Raw genomic sequence first — 24,769 nt, 5'->3', positions numbered from 1 at the left:
TTAATTCATAGTATAGTAGACTAACCACTTAATTTAATACATAAATCAATAAACTTATTCGTTTTTTTTATAGGAAGCAATGACTATGCCAGACACGACCATTTATTTGAAGAATTATCAACCGCCTTCTTTTACAGTTGAGACTGTGGAATTGAATTTTGATTTGTATGATGACCATGCTCTAGTGAACAGCACTCTTAAGTTAACACGTCAAAACGATGGCGCTTTGCATTTGTATGGCGAAGAGCTGGAATTAATTGCTTTGCATTTAAATGGGCGACCTTTAGAACATGAGAAGTATGTGTTGACGAAAGATGCTCTTATTATAGAGCAATGCCCGGATGAAATAGTACTTAATATTGTGACTCGCATTAAACCTCAAGAAAATACGCAATTATCAGGACTTTATCGTTCTAACCATTTATTCTGTACTCAATGCGAAGCAGAAGGTTTCAGACGAATTACCTATTATCTTGATAGACCCGATGTTTTGGCAACTTTTACTACACGAATTACTGCAGATAAAAAGCAATATCCGATTTTATTGTCTAACGGTAATTTAATGGATACCGGAGAAACCGCGGATGGACGTCATTGGGTGATTTGGGAGGATCCTTTCAAGAAGCCCTCTTATTTATTCGCTTTGGTAGCGGGCAATTTAGCTTGCGTTAGAGATAGTTTTGTTACTTGCTCCGGCAGGATTGTTGATTTACGGATTTATGTAGAACCGGGGAATGAGGACAAGTGCTCTCATGCCATGGAATCATTAAAAAAAGCCATGAAATGGGATGAAGAGGTTTATGGCCGTGAGTACGATTTAGATATTTATATGATAGTTGCGGTGAGTGATTTCAATATGGGAGCAATGGAAAACAAAGGGTTGAATATATTTAATTCCAAATACATCCTCGCTCGCCCTGAAACCGCCACTGATCAAGATTTCGCGGATGTTGAAGGTGTAGTAGGCCATGAGTATTTCCATAACTGGACAGGAAATCGTGTGACTTGTCGCGATTGGTTCCAGTTAAGTTTAAAAGAGGGATTGACTGTATTCCGGGATCAGGAGTTTTCTCGGGATATGAATTCTCGTGATGTTAATCGGATTATGGACGTTAAGGTATTGCGCAGTGCTCAGTTTCCCGAGGATGCCGGGAGCATGGCGCATCCAGTAAGGCCGGAATCCTATCAGGAAATTAATAATTTTTACACGGCGACAGTATATAACAAAGGCGCGGAAGTGATTCGCATGCAACATACTTTGTTAGGCAAGGAGAGGTTTCGACGAGGCATGGATCTTTATTTCAAACGCCATGACGGCTATGCCGTAACCATTGATGATTTTGTTGCTGCCATGGAAGATGCCAATGGAGTTGACTTAACGCAATTCAAACTCTGGTATAGCCAGGCAGGGACACCTGAAGTGCGCGTTCTCAGCCATTTTTCAGAAGGACGATTGGAAATTACCATGCAACAAAATTGTCCTCCTACGCCTGAGTGCCATGAGAAAAAGCCATTTCATATCCCGGTTCGCATTGCATTATTTGATTTGAAAGGGGAAATGATTCCCATAGAAAACGAGCTTCTGGAGTTAAAGGAAAAGGAGCAACGTTTTATTTTTTCTGGGCTAAATGAAAAGCCTGTTGTCTCGCTATTAAGAGAATTCTCAGCCCCTGTGAAAATTTATGATGATCTGGATCAGGATGACTTGTTATTTTTATTGCGTTATGAAACGGATGGATATGCCAAGTGGGATGCGGCACAACGCCTGGTTCTTAACTGTCTCAATGAAAACTTGAAATTGCCAGCCAGTGAATGGCAAGTCTCTAAAACTCTTGTTGCTGCCTTTCAGCATGTTCTGCTTGATGACTCTCTTGATATGGATCTCAGGGCAGAGTTGTTGACACCTCCAGGATTTGAAGAAGTGGCAGCTACCATGAAATGGGTTGATGTCAGCAAGGTTGAATCAGTGCGAGATTATTTCCGTCAACAATTGGGATTGGGCTTATACACTGAGGCGTCTGATCTTTATAAAGAATTATGGGAAGTAGAAGATCATCGCATGCATGGCCAAGCTTATGGACGCAGAAAATTAAGAAATGTTTGTTTATGGTTGATGATGAAAGCGAACGAATCAGATGCTTTAGAATTATGCCGAGAACAATTCAAGGCTTCTCGTACCATGACGGATCAAATTGCCAGTTGCAGCTTACTAGTCAATTGCTCCAGGGAATCTCAACGAAATGAAGCCATAGAAGGATTTTATAAACAATGGTCTCATAATGAATTGGTACTGGATAAGTGGTTTGCGATGCAAGCGGCATGTGAGTTGCCAGGCACATTGGATCATGTCAAAAAACTAACTCAACATCCTGCTTTTTGTATTAAAAATCCGAATAAAGTTCGGGCGCTGGTTGGCGCTTTTTGTATGGCTAACCCCAGAAACTTCCATGCGTTGGATGGCAGCGGATATGTCTTTTTAAGTGAGGTATTGATTAAGCTCGACAAACTAAATCCTCAAATCGCCGCACGCTTGGCTACGCCTTTTACGCGTTGGCGAAGTTATGATGAACCAAGACAAAAGTTAATACAGAACCAGTTGGAGCAGCTTACAAAACTCGATTTGTCGCGGGATTTACGCGAGGTTGTAGATAAGAGTCTGATTGTTGAGGAAAAATAGGATGAATTAAAGTGTGCTGGATTTTGCTATAGGCAGATTCAGCACGACTTAAACGAATTTGTGCAAACAAAGCTTTCAAAATTCATCAACTAACTTTTCAGCTTGATCACCGGGTGCGATTTAAGAACAACTTGGATTGATGTGCTTGTTGCGTGAGAACAGTTTATAATTAGGAAAACCAATGAAACCTATAGGATAAAGGAGTTTTTGTGCTTCGTCGTTTTGCAGTGATAGGTCATCCAATTGCACATAGTTTGTCTCCTGTCATTCATCAAATGTTTGCCCAACAAACCCAAATTGAATTGATTTATGAAAAAATCTTGGGTGATGATGTCAAGTTTGAACAACAAATCTCTGATTTTTTTATCCAGTATGGCAACGGGCTTAATGTCACTTTACCTTATAAAAAGCGCGCTTATGAATTAGCAAAAATACGCACGCAAAGATGCACCCTGGCTGGAGCAGCAAACACCCTATGGATGGAGGAAAATCAATTACATGCTGATAATACCGATGGTATTGGGTTGATACGTGATTTATCCCGATTTCTTGAGTTAAAGGATAAAAAAATTCTGATTCTGGGGGCTGGCGGAGCTGCAAGAGGGATTATTTTTCCTTTATTGGAAGCGAAACCGTTACAATTAATTGTTGCTAATCGGACTTTGGAAAAAGCAGAAGAATTACAGCGTCAATTTCCTCAAATCAATGTCACAAGTTTTGCTGAATTAACAGAATTCTTTGATTTAATCATCAATGCCACTTCTACGAGTTTGTCCGGTCAGGTCATTGTATTACCTGAAGAGGTGTTATCCCATAAACCATTTTGTTATGATTTGGCTTATAATCAAAAAACAAGCACCGCCTTTGTTCAATATGCTCGTAATGGAGGGTGCGAAGCAGTTGATGGATTAGGTATGTTAGTAGAGCAAGCTGCGGAAGCATTCTTTACATGGAACAAAGTTATGCCTTCTACCCAAAAAATATTAGAACACCTGCGATCTTTTTAAATTGGAAGCTTGCATAACAACTAGATGCACTTTGGCAACCAAACTCTGGTTAACTAAAAAAGGCGCTCACTTCTGTCGCTGCAGTAATGGTGTCCTGGTATCCTAATTCCAGTAATTCCCGAGTAAATTCTTTTTCAAAGAGTAAAAAGCTAAGTAGATCACCGGAATGACTTCTGGCCCCCATAATATTTAATAAAAATCGAAGCAATACTGGCATGCTGGTGTAATGGCTTTGGGCTACTGAGGCCATTGCTCGGCTTGGGCGTAAATGCAGGGTTGAGATTGGTCTCCAGGGAGAGCGTCGTTTTTTCCACATAGATAAGAGTGTCGCTATTTCATTCATACGATTGACCATCTCAATGTCTCTATCCAGATTATCCAGAAAAAGCCCATTCATCATATTGCCTAGAATATGAGCGAAAGCAATTTCACCATTACGCAAGGTCTCTGGATCAGTAAATTCGGGCAATTCCCTGGTACCTAAGATGAGAATTCTATCCACTTGAAAACGAATAGCACCGCGAAGGGGGGCGACCAAGCCTATGCTTCCATCACCATAATGGAATCCATTGAGGCTGACAGGGGGAAAGAACAATGGTAAGGCGCTTGATGCCAGAATATGCTGGGCGTTGATCACGGCACGTTGACTGCTATGACGGGGATAATTCCAATCTTCAAATTCTGAATGATTATGAGCGTAGAAAGAGATGGTTTGATGTGTTTCATAACAGGCGCTTAAAACTTCGAAAGTATCGAGGTATCCTTCTTGTATATTTTGTTCAATTCGTGTGAAATCAATGCTTTCTTCCAGAAATTGCCGTAATGGTGTTGTATCAAGCAAATGCCCTGATTGACGTTGTTTGATAATCAAGGTGCTTAAATTACGCATTACTGATTTGCTTAATTCGTAGTTACTGGCTTTGTAGATTTGTTGACAATGAATTTCACCCCAAATAGCCTCGAGTTTCTCCAGGGCAGCAGGAAAATCATTGGCATTTTCAGCAAGTACGGCCGCATTGACGCTGCCTACGCTGACGCCACTCACTAAGTCAAAAGGTAGGGTTTTGGTTTGTAAAATATGACCGATAGCTTTGAGTACGCCTGCTTGATAAGCGCCTCGAGCACCACCACCTGCCAAATATAGAGCTTTTTTAACCATCATGTTTTATTTTATTTATTATAACTTGAAATATAGTTGAAATCTGGGCTAATTAGCAAGAAAGAATTATCGATGTCATCTTTTCTTAATTATGAATTGATATACTTAAATTAAATCGATTCTTTTCTTGAGTCATTATCATGGGAATTACAAAAGACGAACGATTTAGAAAATTTGAAATAGAAAAGACTCTTCAACTCTTACAGTCGATGCAACGTCCTATTGAATATCCGTTGACGCCTATAGATAAAACGTCACTATTAAAAAAAGCCACAAAACGCATTCCTTTGCTGTCAAAATTTTTAAAAACTGTTGATGATACGGGTGAAGTAGTTGTCAAAATTGGTGATAGGATGACCAGTTTATCCCATACACCTGGTAAAGAGTCTTTGGCTCATGGTTTTGCCTTTGGTGGTGTTGCCATGGCAGGCTTTGATTTTCTTAGGATTCCTGTCATTTATTTGTCGGCTTATTTGCTAGGCGAAGAAGTCCCTGTTAATTTGAGTAATAATGCCAAATGGTTTTATTCCGCCCTATTGTTAGGATTGACCATAACCGCATTGGCAGTCCCGGTAACAGCTCCTTATATAGCTTTTGCTTCAGCAGGCCTCAGTTTAGGTGTAGGTACGTTTTTATTAGGAAAAACTCTTTATGAACGCTATCAATTAGGTCGGGAAAGAAGAAAATTAAAAGCGGAGATCTTAAGGGAAGAGGATGAAATGCTGAAAATTCAGGATAAGGCAAAGCATTTGGAATCCCTTTTACAAAGCGCTGACAATGAAGAGCAAATAGCAGCCATTTTATATGAAATATCGGTTGTCCAGGAGGACTATAGCAGGCAGAAAGAACGCCTTCAGAGTTTAAAAAATGACGAGTTGCAATTAGAACAACAAATCAAAAAATTGGGTACAATGAAAGTTGTGGACAGGACTATCGCGGTTGCTTTGTCTGCGCTTACTATCGCCGCTTTAGCTGTGACTTTATTTTTCCCGCCGGTTGGAGGAGGCATGTTGGCTGGGATTGCCATTTTTGGCGGAGCGTATTTCTTGGCTAGAGTAAGCATGCCTTTAATTAAAGCAACAGCTGTCTGGCTGTACAATAAATTAAAATCGACCCCAAGTGAGAGTTCTGAATCACAGGATATAGATAATAAACCGACTTTAAGTAATGAGAAAGAAGAAAAAAAAGAAGATTCTTTGCAAATCGATAACGAGTTTGTTCTACCACCAATAGATGCTGAGGCGTCAATTTCTGAGGATTCAAAGGAGTATCAACCTGTGCATGAATCAACTGAGGATGTACTGGTGAGGTTATCAGTAAATATCGACAGGCTCAAGGAAAAGGTAAGAATGGAAAAAAAAGAGGAAATAGAGGAAGAGTCCCCAGAGGAGCTTCAGCATTTTTCATCTCTAACTCCCTCCCCAAGAACATTGGGATCCAGAAAACTATCAGCAAAAGAGAGTGATGATGAGAATGGAGAAAGCGAGTCAGATATAGAACATCCTGATGTCCCTAAAATTTAAATCTGCATTGCAAAAAACAAGAATTTCCTTTAAGTTAAAAAAAATTACTATCAAGGAATGAAAATTCATGCTGAATTTATTTCGTGAGCAACCTCGTGCATTTCACATGATTTTTATGTTGGAATTATGGGAGCGATTTGGGTTCTATACAGTTCAGGGAATTCTTACTCTTTATTTTATTCGCTACCTGGGTTATAGCGATTTAGAGTCTTACTATACCTTTGGTGCTTATTCTGCGCTGGTATATGGAATGGTGGTTATTGGCGGCTATTTGGGAGACAGAATTCTAGGAACCAAGCGAACCATCGTTCTCGGTCTTGTTGTGCTGGCCATGGGTTACTTTTCTCTTGCAGTTACTGATAAGCAACATGTATTTCTTGCATTAGGATTGATTTGTGTAGGTAATGGGCTATTCAAAGCGAATCCATCGAATTTGTTATCCAAATGTTATGATGACAATGATCCACGATTACATGGTGGTTTTACCCTTTATTATATGGCTATTAATCTGGGCAGTATGGTTGCATTATTCGTCGGACCAGCAGTATCAAGCGCTTATGGTTACTCTTATGCTTACATGATTAGTGCAATAGGTTTGATTTTGGGTATTGTGAATTATTGGTATCAACGACAACATGTGTCTCATGTCAATACAAAAGCGGATCTTCGTAAAATAACAGTCTTTCACTGGGGAATAATAATAGCGGGTGTTTTAATACTTACTGGAATATCAGCTTATTTATTACAACATGTCATGCTTGCCAAAAATCTGTTGTGGGGTATTACTCTCTTGGTAGTGTCTGTTTATATCTATTTAATGCGCAAACAGGCTCAGGCTTCTTTTATGAGAATGTTAGTCGCTTTGGTTTTAATGATTGAAGCAGTCATATTTTTTACTTTATACCAACAGATGCCTACTTCATTAAATTTGTTCGCTGTAAATAATGTAATACCTACTTTCCTGGGCATCACTATTGATCCTCAAAGCTTTCAAGCTCTCAACCCAATATGGATTGTATTAATGAGTCCCGTATTAGCTTATTTCTATAGAAAATTGCATCAACATAATATTTTATTTTCTATACCTTATAAATTTGCATTCGGCATGACCATGTGTGCAGTGAGCTTTTTAATGCTGTATTTTGCTCGTTATTTTTATGTTGGAAATGGCATGGTTTCTTCCTGGTGGATGATTTTCAGTTATTTATTCCAAAGTCTTGGCGAGTTATTAGTATCAGCTCTTGGTGTTGCAATGGTTGCTGAATTGGTGCCGGCTACTAATGCTGGGTTTGTTATGGGGATGTGGTTTTTAACTTCCGCAGTGGCAGGGTTCATTGGCGCTACTGTTGCGTCTTTTACAGCACTTCCAGAGAACATCAAACCAGGGGTTGAGTCTTTATTGATTTATTCCGATGTATTTGCCTGTATTGGTCTTGTTACTCTATTGATTGCAGTTATTATGTGGTTAGTATCACCTCGGCTAAGTCGCTATATTACAGTCCCTTCCTTGGAAGGGGATAAGGATATAGAAACAGTAGAATACTCTACGACCTATATCCCCAGTCACTAGGTTTGTTTATTTCCCTTTTCGGCAATTGAGTTGGTTTTAATATCACCAATTGCCGTTTTTTATTTTTGTCCTATTACATATCTCTTAATGTTAATTTAATAAAAAATGTATAAAATATGTACTTACAATCAATCTTTCCCTAATCATTACCGGGTTAAGGTTCTCAGGTTCTGTGAGTTAATTTGCTTGGAGTATAAAGTGGGGCTTGAAAAAAAAATTAAGCTAAGCCAGCGTTCTCTGGAATTATTAAACGATTACTTAAATTTGGGTGGGTCTGGGCCTTCCAATTTAGTGAATGGGAGTTCGTCGATTGATTTTTCATCCTTAACTCAACTACTTGCCAGTAATCTTTCCAAATCATCCAAAACTTCAAAAGAAATAAAAAAGAAAAGAGAATTTATAGAGGCAGCTTTGTATGCTGAGTTGTTACGTGACTTAAGTACTTCATTGAATGGATCGGATGAGGAAATCAAGCCTGCAGAAAAAGAACCTCCTGTCTCTAATAAGTTGAAATTCTGGCTTTTGGCAATAGCTGGGACATTGTTAGCCGCATGCGAGGGGTTTGACAGCATTACAACCATGATGGCTGTATTACCTTTTCCTGCCTGGGTTGTCCTTTGTGCAGGTATTTTATTTTCCGCTTTATCTGTCGTTGTATTTTATGGGTTTGATTTAGTCCAGGTCTCTCAAAACCTGGAAATAAAATTAACTGACACTCCCAAGCTATTGGATTTATACTTGTCACAAATGGAAGAAATTAAGGCGATTAGAAAAAAAATTGACAATTATTCTCTTGCCTCTATGTCAGCGGATGAGTTGAATGAGTTGCATTTAATCCTTGTTATGCTGCAAGACCGTGTCAACTCTTTAGTGAAAGCAGGCAAAAAATTTGATTTGGCACTGAATAGCCCCAAAATGGATGTTGCTAAAACAATTGTTTCTGGAGTATCTGGAATACTCTTTTTTGGTGGAGGTTTTTTTGCCGGGCAATCAGTAGCGACATTCATGCTGGCTCTGGTTATGACTTCTGTTACACCTACATTTTGGCCAGTTTTATTATTTAGTGTGATTGTCGGCTTGGCTGCCTTTAGTTTGTACTGGTATGTGCAACGCGTAGGAGTAAATAAACTGGTTAGCGAATGGTTTGGTTTGGACGAGGATAAAATAGAAAAATTATGTGGAAAGTCCAAGATGGACAAAGAATTGAAAAAGCTAAACAACCTTGATGAAAAAGTAATGACTACTTCGGATTTGCTCTCGAAAGTGGCTAATTTGGAGAGTAAACTAATAGATATCGGGAAACAAATGAAGGAGATGAGTACGCACCAGGCTCCTGAAAAGAAATTAGAGGGTGCTACTGGATTAAAGGCAAGTTCTAATGTGTATTCCTTTCACTTTAATTCCTCAAATCGGGATCAGGGGAGCGTTTACGGTGAGAGGATCCTTGATGATGCTGTTTCTGATTATGGTAGGGGTCAGAATCATAATGATTCAATCCATAGCTTATGTTAGCCAAATGCAAAGGCATATAGATTAACAGGGAGTTTCCTTGCAAATAATCCGGATTGGCTGACATATAAAACTCTTTTAATTCACTGCTCTCTTCATTAATTCTTGAGAGCTGACTTCTTAAAGGAACCAGTGGGGAATTGACAACCATAGGATGATTATTGGTTGAAATCCAGCCGTTTTGTTTTTTAAGGGCGTTTAGAACGGTCAATATTTGATCTGGAACCCTTTGTAATGGTTTAGGATATATTAGGTCACTCAATTGATAAATAAATTCGTAAGTTAACGGGTTGTTGGCAAATGCTATGTAAACCAGTTCCTCTTGAGGATTGGCTAACTTGTATTTTATTGCCTGAGTTAGGCCGGCACTTTTAATAGATGCGTGAATTTGGTATTCAGGATTTAGATACAAATAAGCGATATAACAAGTCACTTGTTTTTTTCCCAGATCAACAGATTGTCTGCAGTTACGGCTGAATCCGGCTATTTCTTTATTTTCTCCATAGAGAACCGTTAACTCGCCATACAAATCAGGCTGTATGATGAAACGTATAAATTCTTCTTGGCTGGCCAGGTGATAATACTTGGAGAGGAAGCGATATAATTTATTTATTAATTTTAAGGAAATTTTTTTCTTTTCTTCATCTACAACATAAGAGTGGATCGCTTTAACATCGTGTCTGTTCATTGCTCTCTCCATGAAACATTTTTTTCGCTTTAATGGCTCGCTGTATAATTTATCCATAAATTATCTAAGTAATAGCGAATAGCAGATAAAAAATTGTGCAACTCTTTAAATATAGACTCGTTTTCATTTTTGTCAAATTGAAGAATAACAATTGTCGTAACTCCATGAAACGGTCATCTCAGTAACTCTGTGGATAGGCAATATATGGGGAATGATAAAAGAATTACGGTGGTTCCTCATCAAGGATCTTAAATAAATTTATAAGGGAGAGTCAATAACCTCTTATATTTTCAAAATATTTTTAACAAAAGGTATGGTGATTTTACGATGAGCCTCCCAAGATGCATCATCTAGCTGGTTGAGGATCTCATATAAATCATGCATGTTTCGAGAGCAACGGTTTAATAAAAAATGTCCGACACTCTCAGGAAGTTCAAATCCGCGTTTTGCTGCGCGCATTTTGAGTGTGTTTATTTTTTCGTCATCGTTTAATTCATTCAACTGAATAACTAATCCCCAACTTAGTCTGGAGCGTAAATCCGCAAGTTTAATGTCACATTTTATTGGTGGTTGATTACCTGATATAATTAAAAGAGAACGTTCGGAGTCCTTAATCTTATTATATAAATGGAATAAAGCTTCTTCCCAGGCCGAATCGTTAGCGATGGTATTAATATCATCAATACAAATTAAAGTTTGATCTTCTAATCCTTCAATGCTTTGTGGTCCCCATTCTTTTAAAAAAGCTAAAGGAAGGTAAATGGCTGATTGGGTTAAATTAATGGCTTGGCAACAAGCTTGCAGTAAATGTGATTTGCCACTTCCTTTAGGGCCCCAAAGATAGAGCAACCTGTCTGCCTTAAAAGAAAGCATTTCAATTAATTGCTGCTGCAACAAGGTATTATTACCCCAATTGAAGTCGTCCAGGGTTGCTTCATCATTCAATTTTATTGCCAGGGCCAGCTGTTTATTCATTTTTACGATTCTTTGGGGGACCAGGCTTTTCTGCTCCAGGTCCAAACATAATCAAGGTAGGAAGTAACGGTGGTAAAGGCAGTTAAATAGATGAGTATATCAACTAAATCATAGGGGAATCTAAAGTAAGCTAATTCAAATAAACATAAAGTGACTAAAGTTAACTGGAAGCCGGTATTGAGTTTACTGAGTCGAGAGGGCTCAAAATCCAGTTTGCGCTGTATAAAGTAATACCAGGCTAATACTCCCATTGAAATAGTGAAGTCTCTTAAAAAAACAAGAAGCACTAACCACCAGGGCAAGGAGTTTAAGAGAGCTAAAGAAATGAAGCTGGAGGCAACTAACAATTTATCTGCAAGAGGGTCAACAAATGAGCCAAAAAAACTTTGCCATTGAAAATGCCTGGCTAACCAACCATCCAAACCATCAGTTAATCCTGCGGCGATAAATATATAAAAGGCCTTAACGTATTCATGATGAAATAAATACATTAGAAAAGGAGCTATTAAAACTAATCTTAGCAATGTTAAGGTATTGGGAATATGTTTTAGTATCATCTGTTATACGAAAATTAGTTCCTCCTCTTTTTTTATTTATCGCTGAGGAGGGAATATATTGTGCCAACAATACTCTATTATTTGAGTGTTTCAAATGGCGTATGTGAATTAGTTTATACAATACCATTGTCTCTGTCACCTTATTGAGAAATCAATTGGGATTTATTGACTCATAGTATCCACATCCCGGCCTCGAGAAGTTCTCATATTTTAAGATTGGAACAAGAGCGCATGGGGTTTTTCGTCAGTCCAGTAGAGCTTAGATCTCTGATAATGGGTTGTATTCCTTTATTGTAATATTTCGATTGATTTTGGAATGCAGACTTAATAACAATTCAGGTTGATGCTCCCAGTTATCATGAAGCAATAGATGTTGTTGCCAACTTAGAATACGCGGATCAATGTCTTTGGATAAGTCTTTAAATACAGTTTGCATGACTTGGCGCGTTAATCCCCATAAGGTTTTTTCAGAAATCTGATACTCATTACGTAAACAGCCAATCAAGTGATGTAGATGATTTTTTAATGTTCCCTGGATGAAAAGGGTTCTAACCTGATTAAGATCTTTTGTATAGATGGATAGAGAGTCTGGAGCGTTGGGTTTTTGAACGTTTTTAAACAATTCATGATTGCATAGCTTAAGGTTGTTTGGCTCTTTTATAATTATCCCCTGAGGTTTATTGTCATCGAAGATGACTAAAATATTGTGTTGCTCCACTTCTAGTGCTAATCCATATTTTAGCAATAGATGCAATTGTCCAAATAACATCTTATAACAATATTCAGTGAAATAAGTCGTTGGGTGTAGTTCGCTAGCTTTAATAATTTCAATGAGTAATGGTGTATTGCTACAAGGTGAATCAGTTAATAGGGCAGGTAATGGAACTGCTCTTTGATCCTGTCTTATTTTGTGGAGTGGGTTTTGATATAAGCCAAACAATAATTTTACTCGATTGCATTCAGAGAGAGTTTGATCATAGGTGCTCATGCTCTCCAGGTTTTTACATATAAACAAGGTATTTTGGTAATAGTTTGTTTTTGCTAACAGGGAATCGATCCATCTGCTAAGCAATACCATGTCATCAGAATTATCGAGTTTTCCAGCCATTGAGGTGCTTAAAGTGGTAGCCAGTTTAAGTGTACATTGAGTGGATTGTGTTGGCATCATAATATCAGGTGATAAAGAAGGTATTAGTGTTTGGTGATGAGGTAACAAGATGAGGGATTTATTATCAATTAAAGATGCAAACGCCATTTGTAATTGATTCCTCCACTGCCAAGGGTGAACAGGAATTGGATAATAATCATCAGGGTTGATGTGGCTAAATAACAATTTTTCACGCCAATAAAAATATTCTTTGGGAAATTCTTGAGAAATTTGGTTGGCATAATCAATTTTTGAGCTTATTGACTGAATTTTTGTTTTATTTAATGCACACCAATGTACACTGACTTTGGCCTGGAATTCGGGAGAGTTTTGGAGTACTTCTCTTCGCGTAAACCCTGTTTTTGCGCTGAATGCCGGGTGATAGGGATGCCTCAAACTGCCCCACTGTTCCAGAAATAATAACGTTTGATACGGAGATAGTTCATTATTTATCCATGTCCACAGACTCTTGTAGTGCATGGCTTCATTTCTTAATTGGGTGTTCCAGTTTTGCCTGTAGGCATAAGCCAAAGCCTCATTAGCAATCGATTCATCTAATGCTTCCCTGATTTTTCGCCATTGAAAAAACTTGCTTTCCGGCATTGAATTTTTCAGTTTTATCTGCAATTGGTCAATGAAATCATGGATATGGTGACTTGCAATGGCTGATTGAATTAATCCTTCCTTAATGGAGGCATGCTGTAAACGCTTCAGGGTATTTTTATGGGCTAAGGTAATAAAATAATCCACACTATTTTGTGGTAGTCCTATGCCAATTTCAAATAGTAAAAAGCGTAATTGATGGCTGAGTTCATGAAAATTACCGTACGCCAGGGCCATTATTATCTCCTGAAGGATTATTTTGTTATAAATTAAATATAAATGATAATCATTCTCATTTGCAAGGGGTAGGGCAAATAAAATATTATTAATTGACAATAGAGTTTGATTTTGGATAAAAAGTTTCTGTATTCTGAGTTAAATGATAATATTTTCTACTTTTATTATGTAAATGAGTAAGTGGCATGAATTATAGACCCGATATAGATGGATTAAGGGCCATCGCAATTTTATTGGTCTTAATTTATCATGGGGGCCTCTCGCTTTTTCCATCAGGGTTTATCGGTGTTGATGTATTTTTTGTTATATCAGGTTTTCTCATTACTACTATTATCCATGAGTCACTGAATAAGAATGATTTTTCATTCTTCGATTTTTATAATCGAAGGTTATGGCGGTTACAGCCTGTTTTCGTTGCTCTGATCGTGGTGACAACCCTACTAAGTGTATTGTTTTATTTGCCTGATGATTTAATTGAATTTAGTCGTAGTGCGCGTAAAGCATCGCTGTTTATTTCCAACCTGTTTTTTAATAAAACAACCACCGGATATTTTTCACCCGATACCCATCAACTTCCTTTGCTGCATACCTGGTCTCTTTCAATTGAGTGGCAATGTTATCTGGTTTTGCCACTGGCGATGTATGGCTTATATCGGTTTCTAAATAAAGGGCAGGTTATCTATATTGTGCATGGGTTGGCCATTTTATTTTTTTTGCTGGCTTTGTACTACTCACAGGCGGCTCCTGCCCAAACCTATTATCAATTTTCCAGTCGTATTTTTGAGTTTTTAATCGGTTCTTGCATCGCTTTAAGCCCTCGAATTGAGTTCTCAATCAATAAGTCAATTTTAGTTATTTTAGGCTTATCCGCATTATTTTTTATAATTTATACCGCTACACTGGATAATATTCTTCTTGGATATCCTAATTGGCGTACACTTTTTGTGTGTCTGGCAACGGGTTTGTTGATAGCATTAGGTACAAATTTTCCTTCACTTGCTATTGTAAATGCTCTCTCTTTTCGACCATTAGTGTTTATAGGAGTTTTATCTTATTCTCTTTATATTTGGCATTGGGTTGTCTTTTCAATTTTAAGGTACCAAAATATCGAAGAGCGGTCTGAGGTTTTATTTATAGTTTATGGCATTGTTTTTGTTTTAGCTTATTTATCCTGGCGATATATAGAAAAACCGACGAAAAAATTCAGACATATTCCTTTTCGTTATACGGTTGTGATTTTATTGCTGATCCCTGTTTTATTTTCTCATTTAAGCTCTTTAGTTATTAAATCTCATTCTGGATATCCACAACGATTTAATCAGGAGCTGGTTAGGGTTTATAAACAATTAAAGAGTTACGAAAGCCCATACAGAGCGTTATGTATAGATAATACCAGGGCAGACAATGCGTGGAAATGCAAAATAGGAGCAAAAGAGCAAGGTGGCAGGACTGGCCTTATGATAGGTGATTCTTTTTCCAATCATTATTGGGGGTTTATGGATGTGTTAGGGAAAGCTGCCGGTGTTTCAATATTGGCTCAAGGAACCTCTTCTTGTATTTCCTTACCAGGCATATATCTTTATGATTGGTGGCATTTCAAAGATAAAATATATCAGGATTGTTATGAGCAAACGGAAAAATATTATCGCATGATTCAAAAGAATCATTACGATTATGTAATTATAGGTCAAGTATGGGAAAATTATGTTTCAGCCCATATTATCAATCAACGTGGCGATGATTATTCTGCAGAATTAACCAAAAAGCGTTTGGCAGATGCCTTAGACAGAGCACTTGGCGTGATAATATCTTCTGGAGCAAAACCTGTATTAATCGAATCAACCGCGGTAACGCATGGAAATTTACATCAATGCTTTTTTAAGCATATTAAATTAAGACAAAGTTATAACTCAGAAGAGTGCCGCTTTACTTTAACCAGTTCAGATAATGAGACTTGGCTAAACCAATTGTTTGATAACATGCGAAGAAAATACCCTCAATTGATAATAATCGATCCTAAACAAGTTCAATGTCGCGATAATGTTTGCTATTCCGATTTGAACGGGATTCCAGTATATCGTGATGAAGGGCATATTACTGATTACGCTTCATACCAACTGGGTTATTTATATTTGCGGGAGTTTGAAAATCCTTTGATTTAAAAAGGTTGGTTTGCTTTGATTCCCCAGACTACAAAACGATTTTACAAATTTTATTCTTCATTTTTACGATACAGAACCAGTGTATTTCCTATCATCTGAACTAATTCGGCATGCAATTGTTCACAAAGCTCCTCAGCCATTTGCATTCTGTCTTCCTTTTCAGCCCCATTAATTTTGACTTTAATTAATTCATGTGCTAACAAGGCTACATTCGTTTCTGCCAATATAGCTTCAGTTAAGCCTTTGGCGCCAAGGAGCACAACGGGCTTTAAATGATGAGCCTTGGCTTTAAGTGATTGTTTAAAAGACGTATCCACTGCGATATCCCAGATAATAAAATGGTGAATTATTGCACGTTTTGCTGGGAAAAGGTAGTAAAATTCTGTATCATAGGAAAAATTGTTTTATCTTTATTCGTTATGAATCGTACTAAAAGCAGTAAACGTTGGCTGCAAGAGCATTTTGATGACGTTTATGTAAAAAAAGCGCAGGCTGAAGGATATCGAAGTCGAGCCGTATATAAACTCAAAGAAATAGATGACAAAGAGTCACTCATTAAACCAGGCATGACAGTGGTTGATTTAGGGGCTGCTCCTGGTGGCTGGACACAATACGCCTCAGAAAAGATGAGAGGAAGCGGTCGTCTTGTTGCATTAGATATTTTACCCATGGATGCTTTGCCTAATGTGGAGTTTATCCTTGGGGATTTTCGTGAAGATAATGTCTTGCAAGAATTAATTAATTTGATTCCTCAAAGGACTTTAGACTTGTTATTATCGGATATGGCCCCAAATATGAGTGGAAGCTCAGCAATAGATATTCCAAGAGCCATGTATCTGGTAGAGCTGGCTTTTGATTTCGCGGAAAAAATGTTAAAACCCGGTGGTAATATGCTAGTTAAAATTTTTCATGGCTCGGGTTTTGATGAATTAGTCAAACAGGCACGAGCGTCTTTTGAAAAAGTGGTAATCCGTAAGCCATCCGCTTCAAGATCTCGTTCAAAAGAAACCTATTTGCTGGCAAAGGGCTATAATTTATAGTAGTTTTATATATATTTAAAATATGCTTGGCGTTGTTTTGGATGATATGAGCTGTGCAAGAGCTATTTTGGGTCTCGCAACAAAATTGTAAGTAACTAACGAGGTTAATACATTGAACGACATGGTTAAAAATTTATTTTTGTGGCTGATAATAGCGATAGTTCTTGTCTCTGTTTTCAGTAATTTTGGTCCTCGTAACTCAGTTGCTGAGAAAATTTCTTATAGCCAGTTTTTACAGGAAGTGGATCAAGGGATGATTAACTCTGTTACGATTGAGGATAACAAAATCATCAAGGGCGTAACCAAGAATAATAAACGCTTTGTCACGTACATGCCGATGCAAGACAATGCTTTGTTAGGCGAATTGTTGAAAAGCAAAGTCGATGTCAGTGGTCAGGAAAAACAACAGGAAAGTTTCCTTTTGCATTTATTTATTAACTGGTTCCCAATGTTGTTATTGATAGGTGTATGGATATTTTTCATGCGCCAAATGCAAGGCGGCGGTGGTCGCGGCGCAATGTCTTTCGGCAGATCAAGAGCTCGGCTATTAGGTGAAGATCAGGTTAAAGTCACCTTTGCAGATGTTGCAGGTGTTGATGAAGCCAAAGAAGAAGTGAAAGAGCTTGTCGATTTTTTACGTGATCCAACAAAGTTTCAAAATTTGGGTGGACGCATTCCCCGCGGTGTTTTGCTGGTCGGTTCCCCTGGTACAGGTAAAACATTATTAGCCAGGGCAGTTGCCGGGGAAGCGAAAGTCCCTTTCTTTACCATTTCAGGTTCTGATTTTGTTGAGATGTTTGTTGGGGTCGGTGCGTCCCGAGTGCGTGATATGTTTGAGCAAGCCAAAAAGCATGCGCCATGTATCATCTTTATAGATGAAATCGATGCAGTAGGTAGACACAGAGGCGCCGGCTTGGGTGGCGGTCATGATGAACGCGAGCAAACACTTAACCAATTGCTTGTTGAAATGGATGGATTTGAAGGTAATGAAGGAGTTATTGTCGTAGCGGCAACTAACCGTCCCGATGTTTTGGACCCCGCGCTTTTACGTCCCGGCCGCTTTGATCGTCAAGTCGTTGTTCCTTTGCCTGATATCAGAGGTCGTGAGCAAATATTAAAAGTTCATTTACAAAAGGTCCCTGTAGATAGCCATGTAGAAGTGAAAGCTATTGCACGCGGTACCCCAGGTTTTTCAGGAGCGGATTTAGCCAATCTTGTTAATGAAGCGGCATTATTTGCTGCCAGGGCTAATAAACGCAAAGTGGGTATGATTGAACTGGATAAAGCAAAAGATAAAATTATGATGGGGGCTGAAAGACGCTCCATGGTAATGGATGATAACGAGAAAAAACTCACCGCATATCATGAAGCAGGTCATGCTATCGTTGGTCTGTCAGTTCCTGAGCATGATCCAGTTTATAAAGTATCAATAATTCCTCGAGGCCGAGCTTTGGGTGTAACTATGTTTTTACCAGAACAAGACAGATATAGTCACAGCAAACGCCGTTTGGAAAGTCAATTATGCAGTCTGTTTGGTGGTCGAATTGCAGAGGAATTAATTTTTGGTCCTGAAAGTGTGACAACGGGTGCTTCCAATGACATTATGCGGTCTACTGAGATTGCTCGCAAAATGGTTACAACTTGGGGCTTATCTGCTTTAGGTCCTCTAACTTTTGGTGAGGAAGAGGAAGAAATATTTTTAGGACGCTCAGTGAATAAACATAAGGAGATGTCCGATAGAACAGCACAGCAAATTGATGACGAGGTTCGTGCTATTATTGACAGGAACTATCAAAGAGCAAAAGAAATATTGGAAACTAATATCGATAAATTACATTTAATGGCTCAAAGCCTCATCAAATACGAAACGATAGACACCAATCAAATTCAAGAAATTATGTCTGGTAAAGAGCCTACCCCTCCGGAGGATTGGGGGTCAACAAAACCGATGGATAAGGCTGAGTCGGTTAATGATGCTCCTGCAAAGCCTATTAATGGCGAAACAATAGAAAATCCGGCAGAAGGACATTAATTTTATCAGTAGTTATTTATCGAGAGTACCCTGTGAATTCTGAACAGTTCCTCGGTTGGCTTGAGCGAAAGAGCCAACCTCCTTCCTCCTTGGTTTTTGAAAAGCCATTAATTATGGGTGTGTTAAATGTTACCTCGGACTCATTTTATGATGGTGGCAAGTATCTGTCTGTTGATAGCGCCTGTGATCAGGCCTTAAAATTAATTGCATGTGGAGCTGATCTCATTGATATTGGTGGGGAATCAACCAAACCTGGTGCTCCCCCAGTCCCTTTAGATGTTGAACTATCAAGAGTTCTTCCCGTAATCAAACAACTTCGTGTCCTCGCAGATGTGTGTATTTCTATTGATACTAATAAGCCAGAGGTGATGGAAGCGGCAATCGATGCTGGTGCGAATGTTATAAATGATGTTTATGCTTTAAGAAGGGATGGTGCTCTGAATGTTGCTGCGCAGTTAGATGTTCCTGTTTGTTTAATGCACATGAAAGGAGAGCCGCGAACTATGCAAGAAAATCCTTCTTACCCAGAAGGAATAATGAAGGAATTACAGCATTTTTTTAAAGAGCGCATCGATAAATGCCAGAAAGCTGGGCTGAATAAGAATAAATTAATTCTTGACCCTGGCTTTGGTTTTGGAAAGCGCGTTAAAGATAACCTAAAATTAATTTATCATCTGAACGAATTGCGTTCTTTTGGATTGCCAATTCTTTTGGGCGTTTCACGCAAAAGCACAATTGGTGCTGTATTGAATAATGAAGTTGAGCAACGTTTGATTGGAAGTATTACGCTAGGAATATATGCTGCTCTTAAAGGCACTGCAATTATCAGGACACATGATGTGGATGAAACGAATCAAGCATTAACTATGATTAATGCAATTTATCAAGCTGCTAAAGAAATCGGTTAATAGCTCATGAAATGATCAGAAGACAACTGAGATTAGAAAAATTAAATAATAAGGTAGGTAAGGATGAGTCAACGTAAATATTTTGGTACGGATGGAATACGGGGTCACGTTGGATTATCAAATATTAACCCTGAATTTGTTTTAAAATTAGGCTGGGCAGTAGGCTGCGTTCTTGCGAACGGAGCGAGGAAAAAGGTAGTGATTGGTAAGGACACCAGAGTGTCTGGCTATATGTTGGAGTCGGCTTTGGAAGCAGGTTTGTCCGCAGCTGGAGTTGATGTGGCATTATTAGGACCAATGCCTACTCCTGGAATAGCCTATCTAACACAAACATTGAGGGCTAATGCAGGCATCGTGATTAGCGCTTCTCATAATTTATTTGAAGACAATGGCATTAAATTTTTTTCTGCTGATGGAGGAAAACTTCCGGATAGTGTAGAGCTTGCAATTGAAGCCCAATTAGAAAAACAGTTGCAAACTGTACCTTCAGCCAAGCTGGGTAAAGCAACACGTATTAATGATGCAGCGGGTCGTTACATAGAGTTTTGTAAATCTACGATTCCTTCCCTATCTCGACTATCCAATTTGAAAATAGTTGTGGATTGCGCCAACGGGGCAACCTATCATATCGCCCCAAATGTATTCTCTGAATTGGGTGCTGATGTAGTTCCTATAGGAATTAAACCAGATGGTTTTAATATCAATCAAGAATGTGGTTCGACAGCGCCTGAATTATTAAGAGAAAAGGTGATTGCTGTTGGGGCTGATATTGGTATTGGTTTGGATGGAGACGGGGATCGAGTTATTTTAGTGGATTCACTGGGAAATCTCGTAGATGGCGATCAAATTATTTATATCATTGCCAAGGACAGACACCAACGAGGAGTACTGCATGGAGGGGTCGTAGGCACGTTGATGAGTAATTATGGTCTTGAATTAGCAATTACCTCATTGGGGGTTCCTTTTCAACGCTCAAAAGTAGGTGACAGGTATGTTCTTGAAACGCTAAGAGAGAAAGATTGGAAGATTGGAGGTGAAACTTCTGGACATATTGTTTGTTTGGATAAAACAACAACAGGTGATGGAATTGTAGCAGCACTGCAAGTTCTTTCAATCATGGTGAAGCAAAATAAAGCACTGCATGAGTTAACTGCAGGTATTCAATTGTTACCTCAAACTTTAGTGAATTTAAAAACGAATAATGCTGCCTTGTTAGCCTCTAATCCTGATGTAATTCAGGCGGTTAAAAATTTGGAAAAACATCTTAATGGAGAGGGTAGAGTGTTACTCAGACCTTCTGGCACTGAGCCTTTACTGAGAGTTATGGTGGAAGGTGCTAATGCATCGATAGTCAAGCAACAAGCACAAATGTTATGTGATGACATCAGTCAGATCGATAAAAAAATGACTGAGAGCCTACCGTCCACTTGAGCATCTGTCTTTTTAAGTTCTAATGCAGGGGCTTTTTCAAAAGCCCCTCTGTTTCACAGTATAAGGTATTAACTACTTGTTGGAGCCATGGAGTGGAGTATTGTGTCAACCTCTTCAAGTAATCGGTGAGATCTTGTTTTGAAAAAACAAGGCCTTTTTGAATACTCATATTCATCTTGCCCTGTTAACTTACCTATTAACATTCGGAAAAAATCTTCAATATATTCCCATGCTCTTATAAATCCTCTATGCCGTTTTAAAGGTTCATATCGGGGATCTTGAGTAATGAGAGGCATGGCTTCTCGGTTTGAAGTTTTTGCATCAGGGAGTTCCATCAAATGTTTAATTGAAATAAGTGAATGGATTGCCTGAATAAATAATTCAGCTTCCAATGGATGTTCCTTTTTCAATTTTACATATTGCTGATGAAATTTTTGCAATTCTTCAGGCCAATTCTTTAATTGCTGTTCTTCATCAATCGATTCATCAACTATAGGCAGAGCAGGTTTTAAGCGGAGAATATTTTGTATATCTTGCAATGGGTTTGGGCACATGCGCTTGTAAGCTAGTAATACAGATAAATCATTTTGATTTTTTAATTCAAACAAGATGTCTTTTAAAAGATGAAGTGCTTTAAGACCCAATGCCTCATTTACACAAGAACTTTGCGCTGCATCATATAAACCTTTATACCATAGCTGTATTTCTTCTGAATGTTGCTTTATATATTCCATGTTTTGTACATGAAATGAATCTAATTTTTGCTTAAGCAGGATAGAAGATGGTGGTAAAGGGGAGATGCTAGGGGCAGATTCCTGGTGTTGAGGATTTGATAATTTATCTAACTCATGGCCTGTAGAAACAGGCTTTTCTTTAAATGCTTTATCAATCCCTGAGGAAATTACTTTTCCCCTGTCTACGGTAAACGTCTCAGAATCTTCTTCAGATGAGATGCTAATTTGATTACCAGCCTCATCAAAAAAGGCTAAAATATTATCTTCTGATAATTCATCGTGACCATTAAATAATGACAAGCCATTTGGTTTCCTGGATATAGCTGGAACTTCAGGGGTTGATGGTCTCAATGGTTCCGATGGGCTTGATTTGACAACAGCCAGTGTTTCTTGTCCGTTGGGTACTTGTTGTTCTAAACTGGACTCAGAGCCTTGCCGAACCACTTGGGTGTGGGGTGTTAATTCCGTAACGACAGATATTTCTTGTTCTATCTCTTTATGTTGCTTTTCGCCAGAAAGCCCAGTGTCTTTCTGAACCATAGGAGAGAGTCGTGTTGATTCAAGGACGATTGGTGTTTCCTGTCTCTCAGTTACTTGCTGTTTTTCTACAGTAGCCACGGAATCCTTTTCAACCATAGAAGAGGGTCGTATTAATTCCAGTGTGACTGGTATCTCTTGCTCTACTTCTACATGCTGTTTTTTACCAACAGATTCAGACTCAGTATGAATGATTTGAGGAGAGCGTGTTGACTCGAGAACAACCGGTATTTCGTGTCCATTGTCTACTTGCAGTTTTTCAGTGGTAGATTCAAGTTCCTTATGAATGGCTTGAGGAGTGCATGTTGAATCCAGAACAACCGGCATTTCTTGTCCATTGTCTACTTGCAGTTTTTGGGTGATAGATTCAGATTCCTTATGAATGACTGGACGGGGGCGTAATGATTCCAGAACAACCGGCGTTTCTTCCTCATTGTCTAGCTGCTGTTTTTCTATGGGAGAATCATTGCCTATCTGAATTACTTGGGCAGGGTGCATCAATTCCACAGTAAGAGGGATTGTTTTATCTACTGCTATTTCCTGTTTTTCCAATGGAGGATCAATTTTTTCACCGGACAGATTAGGCAAAGGTAATTGATTTAATTCAGACACAAGGGATTGGATTTGATTGGCAAGAGTAGATAAATCTTCTTTAATAGAGTTTATGTCTTCGTTCTTTAGTGGTTGATTTGAAATTAAACGTAATTGCTCAATAAGTGCTTTTGCTTCATTGGTTGTTTGTCCATGATCTTTCATAAGCAAATCAATTTGCTTGGCTGTTTCAAGATAAGATTGGCATAGTTTAATCTGGCTTTTTAACTCTTCTTTAAGTGGATCCTCTTCATTCAATGAATCTTTACTTTCTTCAGCTTCTTGCAAACTTGGAAGTTGTACATCCATAGTTATAGGTAAATCGTATCCACTTCTTAGTTGTTGTATTTGTTTGCCCAGAGCAGGCATTTCTTGAAGTTTTTCCAACGCTTGTGAAAATTGTTCCTTCTTTTCCGAAACTTTTGGCATGAGAATGAGAAGTACCAAATAAAAATCGGCCGGCGAAGAGTCATAAGAAAGGCCACTTGGTAAAACAAAATTTGGTATACTTTCTATTGGTATTTCATTTATCAGGTCAATGGCATCAGGAACTAATTTTTTATAAATAGATATATCCTCTTCATTTGAAGGAGTTTCTGGTATCGCTTTAATCAACAGTTCTTGCTGTTTCACAAGTTCATGATGTTTGATTTTTAGCTCTTTTTGTTGAGCTAATAATTGCAGGAAGCTAACTGAATTCTTAAGTTTTTGCTGATTATCAGAATAATTAGAATCCGAATACCATGAAAGCCAGGAAGATGGGTTAAAATTAGATAATAATCCATCAATCTGGTTTTGGTATTCCTGTATCAATCCTTGAGTGTCTTCACTTTCTTGAAATTTCCTGGTTAACTCTGCTTTTAAATCGGGTGCCAGGGAGTGGTTAGTTACTACGGTTTCAATACGACCCAGGTCTTTAAGCAATAGTTCAATTTGTTTTTCTAGCTCAGTCTCTTTTTTATTAATATCAGTTGCAGATAATTGTTTGGCGAATCGCTTTTGCAATTCATCCCATTTTTCACAAGCGCGAGTTAATTTTTTAATTTCCAATTCAACTGCAGCTATAAATTTTTGTAAACTATCAACAGCATCTTCTTCCACAGGGGGTTGAATGCCGAACTGAGACAAATCTGCCATTAAGGCATTCCATTTATTTTTCAGCAAAACCAGCTTTAATTTGGCACGTGTAGTTTCTATTTCCTTACTGGTTTTGAAGAGATAACTGTAGTGCCCAACCACGATTGATTTTTGAACCTCTCCGTATTCAGGGAATTTATAAGGAGGCGCTAATGGATTTTGTTTGGACAGGACTTCGTTCGCTTTAGGCTCGATTTCTTTGTATAAAGGATTTAATTCATTTTTTGCGTGCTCAATTTTTTTAGCCAAATCAGAAATTTTTCTTTGCAGTTCTTCTCCTTTTTTCATGACCTCATCTAGTTTGTGTTTTTTTCTTTTATACTCTTCTTGTTCTTCAGCTAAACTGGAATATTCATCAACATATTTTTTAATTAACAATAAAAGATTTAACTGGGATTCAACTTCAACAGGAGCTTTTCCTTCCGGCAGTAGGGTTGAACTAAATATTTGCTTTAAATTTAAGGGGTTAATTGGTGGAGTCAAGGTAGAGATTTCATTCATTAAGTGCAGTATGATTTCGTTCATTATAAAACCCTCCTGGTTAA

At 38.2% G+C, this 24,769-nt stretch carries 17 protein-coding genes; 10 read left to right on the top strand and 7 right to left on the bottom strand.

Features of this window, described 5'->3' with window-relative positions; all coding sequences use genetic code 11:
- Positions 1-85: 85 nt before the first annotated feature.
- Positions 86-2,677: an aminopeptidase N gene (gene pepN, locus LPG_RS14170; protein ID WP_015443934.1), complete on the top strand. Its 2,592-nt coding sequence runs from the start codon at positions 86-88 to the stop codon at positions 2,675-2,677.
- Between the two features lie 209 nt (positions 2,678-2,886).
- Positions 2,887-3,684, top strand: coding sequence for a shikimate dehydrogenase (aroE, locus tag LPG_RS14165; protein ID WP_010948495.1), 798 nt, complete (start codon positions 2,887-2,889; stop codon positions 3,682-3,684).
- 49 nt (positions 3,685-3,733) lie between these two features.
- Here the strand turns inward: aroE and LPG_RS14160 are convergent, their stop codons facing one another.
- A complete protein-coding gene (locus LPG_RS14160; protein ID WP_010948494.1) occupies positions 3,734-4,846 on the bottom strand; it encodes a patatin-like phospholipase family protein in 1,113 nt (370 codons plus the stop codon).
- Between the two features lie 137 nt (positions 4,847-4,983).
- On the opposite strand from LPG_RS14160, the gene LPG_RS14155 reads away from it, so the two are divergent.
- From LPG_RS14155 to lem29, 3 genes are all read left to right on the top strand, one after another.
- A complete protein-coding gene (locus LPG_RS14155; protein WP_010948493.1) occupies positions 4,984-6,366 on the top strand; it encodes a hypothetical protein in 1,383 nt (460 codons plus the stop codon).
- 67 nt (positions 6,367-6,433) lie between these two features.
- Positions 6,434-7,936 (top strand): oligopeptide:H+ symporter, encoded by a 1,503-nt coding sequence (locus tag LPG_RS14150; protein WP_010948492.1) that lies wholly within the window; start codon positions 6,434-6,436, stop codon positions 7,934-7,936.
- A 105-nt stretch (positions 7,937-8,041) separates the two neighbouring features.
- A complete protein-coding gene (gene lem29, locus LPG_RS14145; RefSeq protein WP_010948491.1) occupies positions 8,042-9,448 on the top strand; it encodes a Dot/Icm T4SS effector Lem29 in 1,407 nt (468 codons plus the stop codon).
- On the opposite strand, the gene LPG_RS14140 is transcribed toward lem29, so the two are convergent.
- The 4 genes from LPG_RS14140 to frgA form a co-directional block, all read right to left on the bottom strand.
- Positions 9,333-10,133: a hypothetical protein gene (locus LPG_RS14140; RefSeq protein ID WP_072364010.1), complete on the bottom strand. Its 801-nt coding sequence runs from the start codon at positions 10,131-10,133 to the stop codon at positions 9,333-9,335. The two genes, lem29 and LPG_RS14140, sit on opposite strands and share 116 nt — an antisense overlap.
- A gap of 282 nt (positions 10,134-10,415) precedes the next feature.
- Entirely contained in the window at positions 10,416-11,108 is a 693-nt protein-coding gene (gene hda / locus LPG_RS14135) for a DnaA regulatory inactivator Hda (RefSeq protein WP_015443937.1), read from the bottom strand.
- 2 nt (positions 11,109-11,110) lie between these two features.
- Positions 11,111-11,665, bottom strand: a complete 555-nt coding sequence (locus tag LPG_RS14130) for a CDP-alcohol phosphatidyltransferase family protein (RefSeq protein ID WP_010948488.1) — start codon at positions 11,663-11,665, stop codon at positions 11,111-11,113.
- A 259-nt stretch (positions 11,666-11,924) separates the two neighbouring features.
- On the bottom strand, positions 11,925-13,652 hold the full coding sequence (frgA, locus tag LPG_RS14125) for a siderophore biosynthetic protein FrgA (RefSeq protein ID WP_010948487.1): 1,728 nt from the start codon (positions 13,650-13,652) through the stop codon (positions 11,925-11,927).
- Between the two features lie 185 nt (positions 13,653-13,837).
- On the opposite strand from frgA, the gene LPG_RS14120 reads away from it, so the two are divergent.
- Positions 13,838-15,814, top strand: coding sequence for an acyltransferase family protein (locus tag LPG_RS14120; RefSeq protein WP_010948486.1), 1,977 nt, complete (start codon positions 13,838-13,840; stop codon positions 15,812-15,814).
- Positions 15,815-15,864: 50 nt separating this feature from the next.
- Here the strand turns inward: LPG_RS14120 and yhbY are convergent, their stop codons facing one another.
- On the bottom strand, positions 15,865-16,131 hold the full coding sequence (gene yhbY, locus LPG_RS14115) for a ribosome assembly RNA-binding protein YhbY (RefSeq protein ID WP_011216639.1): 267 nt from the start codon (positions 16,129-16,131) through the stop codon (positions 15,865-15,867).
- A gap of 102 nt (positions 16,132-16,233) precedes the next feature.
- Between yhbY and rlmE the strand changes: the two genes are divergently transcribed.
- The 4 genes from rlmE to glmM all read left to right on the top strand — a co-directional run bounded on the left by rlmE (position 16,234) and on the right by glmM (position 21,225).
- The gene (gene rlmE, locus LPG_RS14110) at positions 16,234-16,854 is read left to right on the top strand and encodes a 23S rRNA (uridine(2552)-2'-O)-methyltransferase RlmE (RefSeq protein ID WP_015443939.1); all 621 of its coding nucleotides are present in this window, start codon (positions 16,234-16,236) and stop codon (positions 16,852-16,854) included.
- A gap of 121 nt (positions 16,855-16,975) precedes the next feature.
- Positions 16,976-18,886: an ATP-dependent zinc metalloprotease FtsH gene (ftsH, locus tag LPG_RS14105; protein ID WP_015443940.1), complete on the top strand. Its 1,911-nt coding sequence runs from the start codon at positions 16,976-16,978 to the stop codon at positions 18,884-18,886.
- 32 nt (positions 18,887-18,918) lie between these two features.
- Positions 18,919-19,794, top strand: a complete 876-nt coding sequence (folP, locus tag LPG_RS14100; RefSeq protein ID WP_010948483.1) for a dihydropteroate synthase — start codon at positions 18,919-18,921, stop codon at positions 19,792-19,794.
- Positions 19,795-19,857: 63 nt separating this feature from the next.
- Positions 19,858-21,225, top strand: coding sequence for a phosphoglucosamine mutase (glmM, locus tag LPG_RS14095; RefSeq protein WP_010948482.1), 1,368 nt, complete (start codon positions 19,858-19,860; stop codon positions 21,223-21,225).
- 68 nt (positions 21,226-21,293) lie between these two features.
- Here glmM and lepA read toward each other — a convergent pair whose 3' ends face one another.
- Positions 21,294-24,749 carry a Dot/Icm type IV secretion system effector LepA gene (gene lepA / locus LPG_RS14090; RefSeq protein ID WP_010948481.1) on the bottom strand — a complete coding sequence of 1,152 codons (3,456 nt, stop codon included), beginning with the start codon at positions 24,747-24,749 and terminating at the stop codon, positions 21,294-21,296.
- Positions 24,750-24,769 lie beyond the last annotated feature (20 nt).

It is taken from the genome of Legionella pneumophila subsp. pneumophila str. Philadelphia 1 (genome assembly GCF_000008485.1).
Taxonomy (GTDB): Bacteria; Pseudomonadota; Gammaproteobacteria; order Legionellales; family Legionellaceae; genus Legionella; species Legionella pneumophila.
The sequence above is the reverse complement of the archived record's forward strand: the minus strand, read 5'-3'. Positions and strand labels throughout refer to the sequence as shown.

Coding starts and splice junctions, on each gene's coding strand:
- glmM (WP_010948482.1), top strand. CDS start 19,858: ATGAGTCAACGTAAATATTTTGGTACGGATGGAATACGGGGTCACGTT.
- LPG_RS14140 (WP_072364010.1), bottom strand. CDS start 10,133: ATGAACAGACACGATGTTAAAGCGATCCACTCTTATGTTGTAGATGAA.
- lepA (WP_010948481.1), bottom strand. CDS start 24,749: ATGAACGAAATCATACTGCACTTAATGAATGAAATCTCTACCTTGACT.
- LPG_RS14155 (WP_010948493.1), top strand. CDS start 4,984: ATGGGAATTACAAAAGACGAACGATTTAGAAAATTTGAAATAGAAAAG.
- lem29 (WP_010948491.1), top strand. CDS start 8,042: ATGTATAAAATATGTACTTACAATCAATCTTTCCCTAATCATTACCGG.
- frgA (WP_010948487.1), bottom strand. CDS start 13,652: ATGGCCCTGGCGTACGGTAATTTTCATGAACTCAGCCATCAATTACGC.
- rlmE (WP_015443939.1), top strand. CDS start 16,234: ATGAATCGTACTAAAAGCAGTAAACGTTGGCTGCAAGAGCATTTTGAT.
- hda (WP_015443937.1), bottom strand. CDS start 11,108: ATGAATAAACAGCTGGCCCTGGCAATAAAATTGAATGATGAAGCAACC.
- pepN (WP_015443934.1), top strand. CDS start 86: ATGCCAGACACGACCATTTATTTGAAGAATTATCAACCGCCTTCTTTT.
- LPG_RS14150 (WP_010948492.1), top strand. CDS start 6,434: ATGCTGAATTTATTTCGTGAGCAACCTCGTGCATTTCACATGATTTTT.
- ftsH (WP_015443940.1), top strand. CDS start 16,976: ATGGTTAAAAATTTATTTTTGTGGCTGATAATAGCGATAGTTCTTGTC.
- LPG_RS14120 (WP_010948486.1), top strand. CDS start 13,838: ATGAATTATAGACCCGATATAGATGGATTAAGGGCCATCGCAATTTTA.
- LPG_RS14160 (WP_010948494.1), bottom strand. CDS start 4,846: ATGATGGTTAAAAAAGCTCTATATTTGGCAGGTGGTGGTGCTCGAGGC.
- LPG_RS14130 (WP_010948488.1), bottom strand. CDS start 11,665: ATGATACTAAAACATATTCCCAATACCTTAACATTGCTAAGATTAGTT.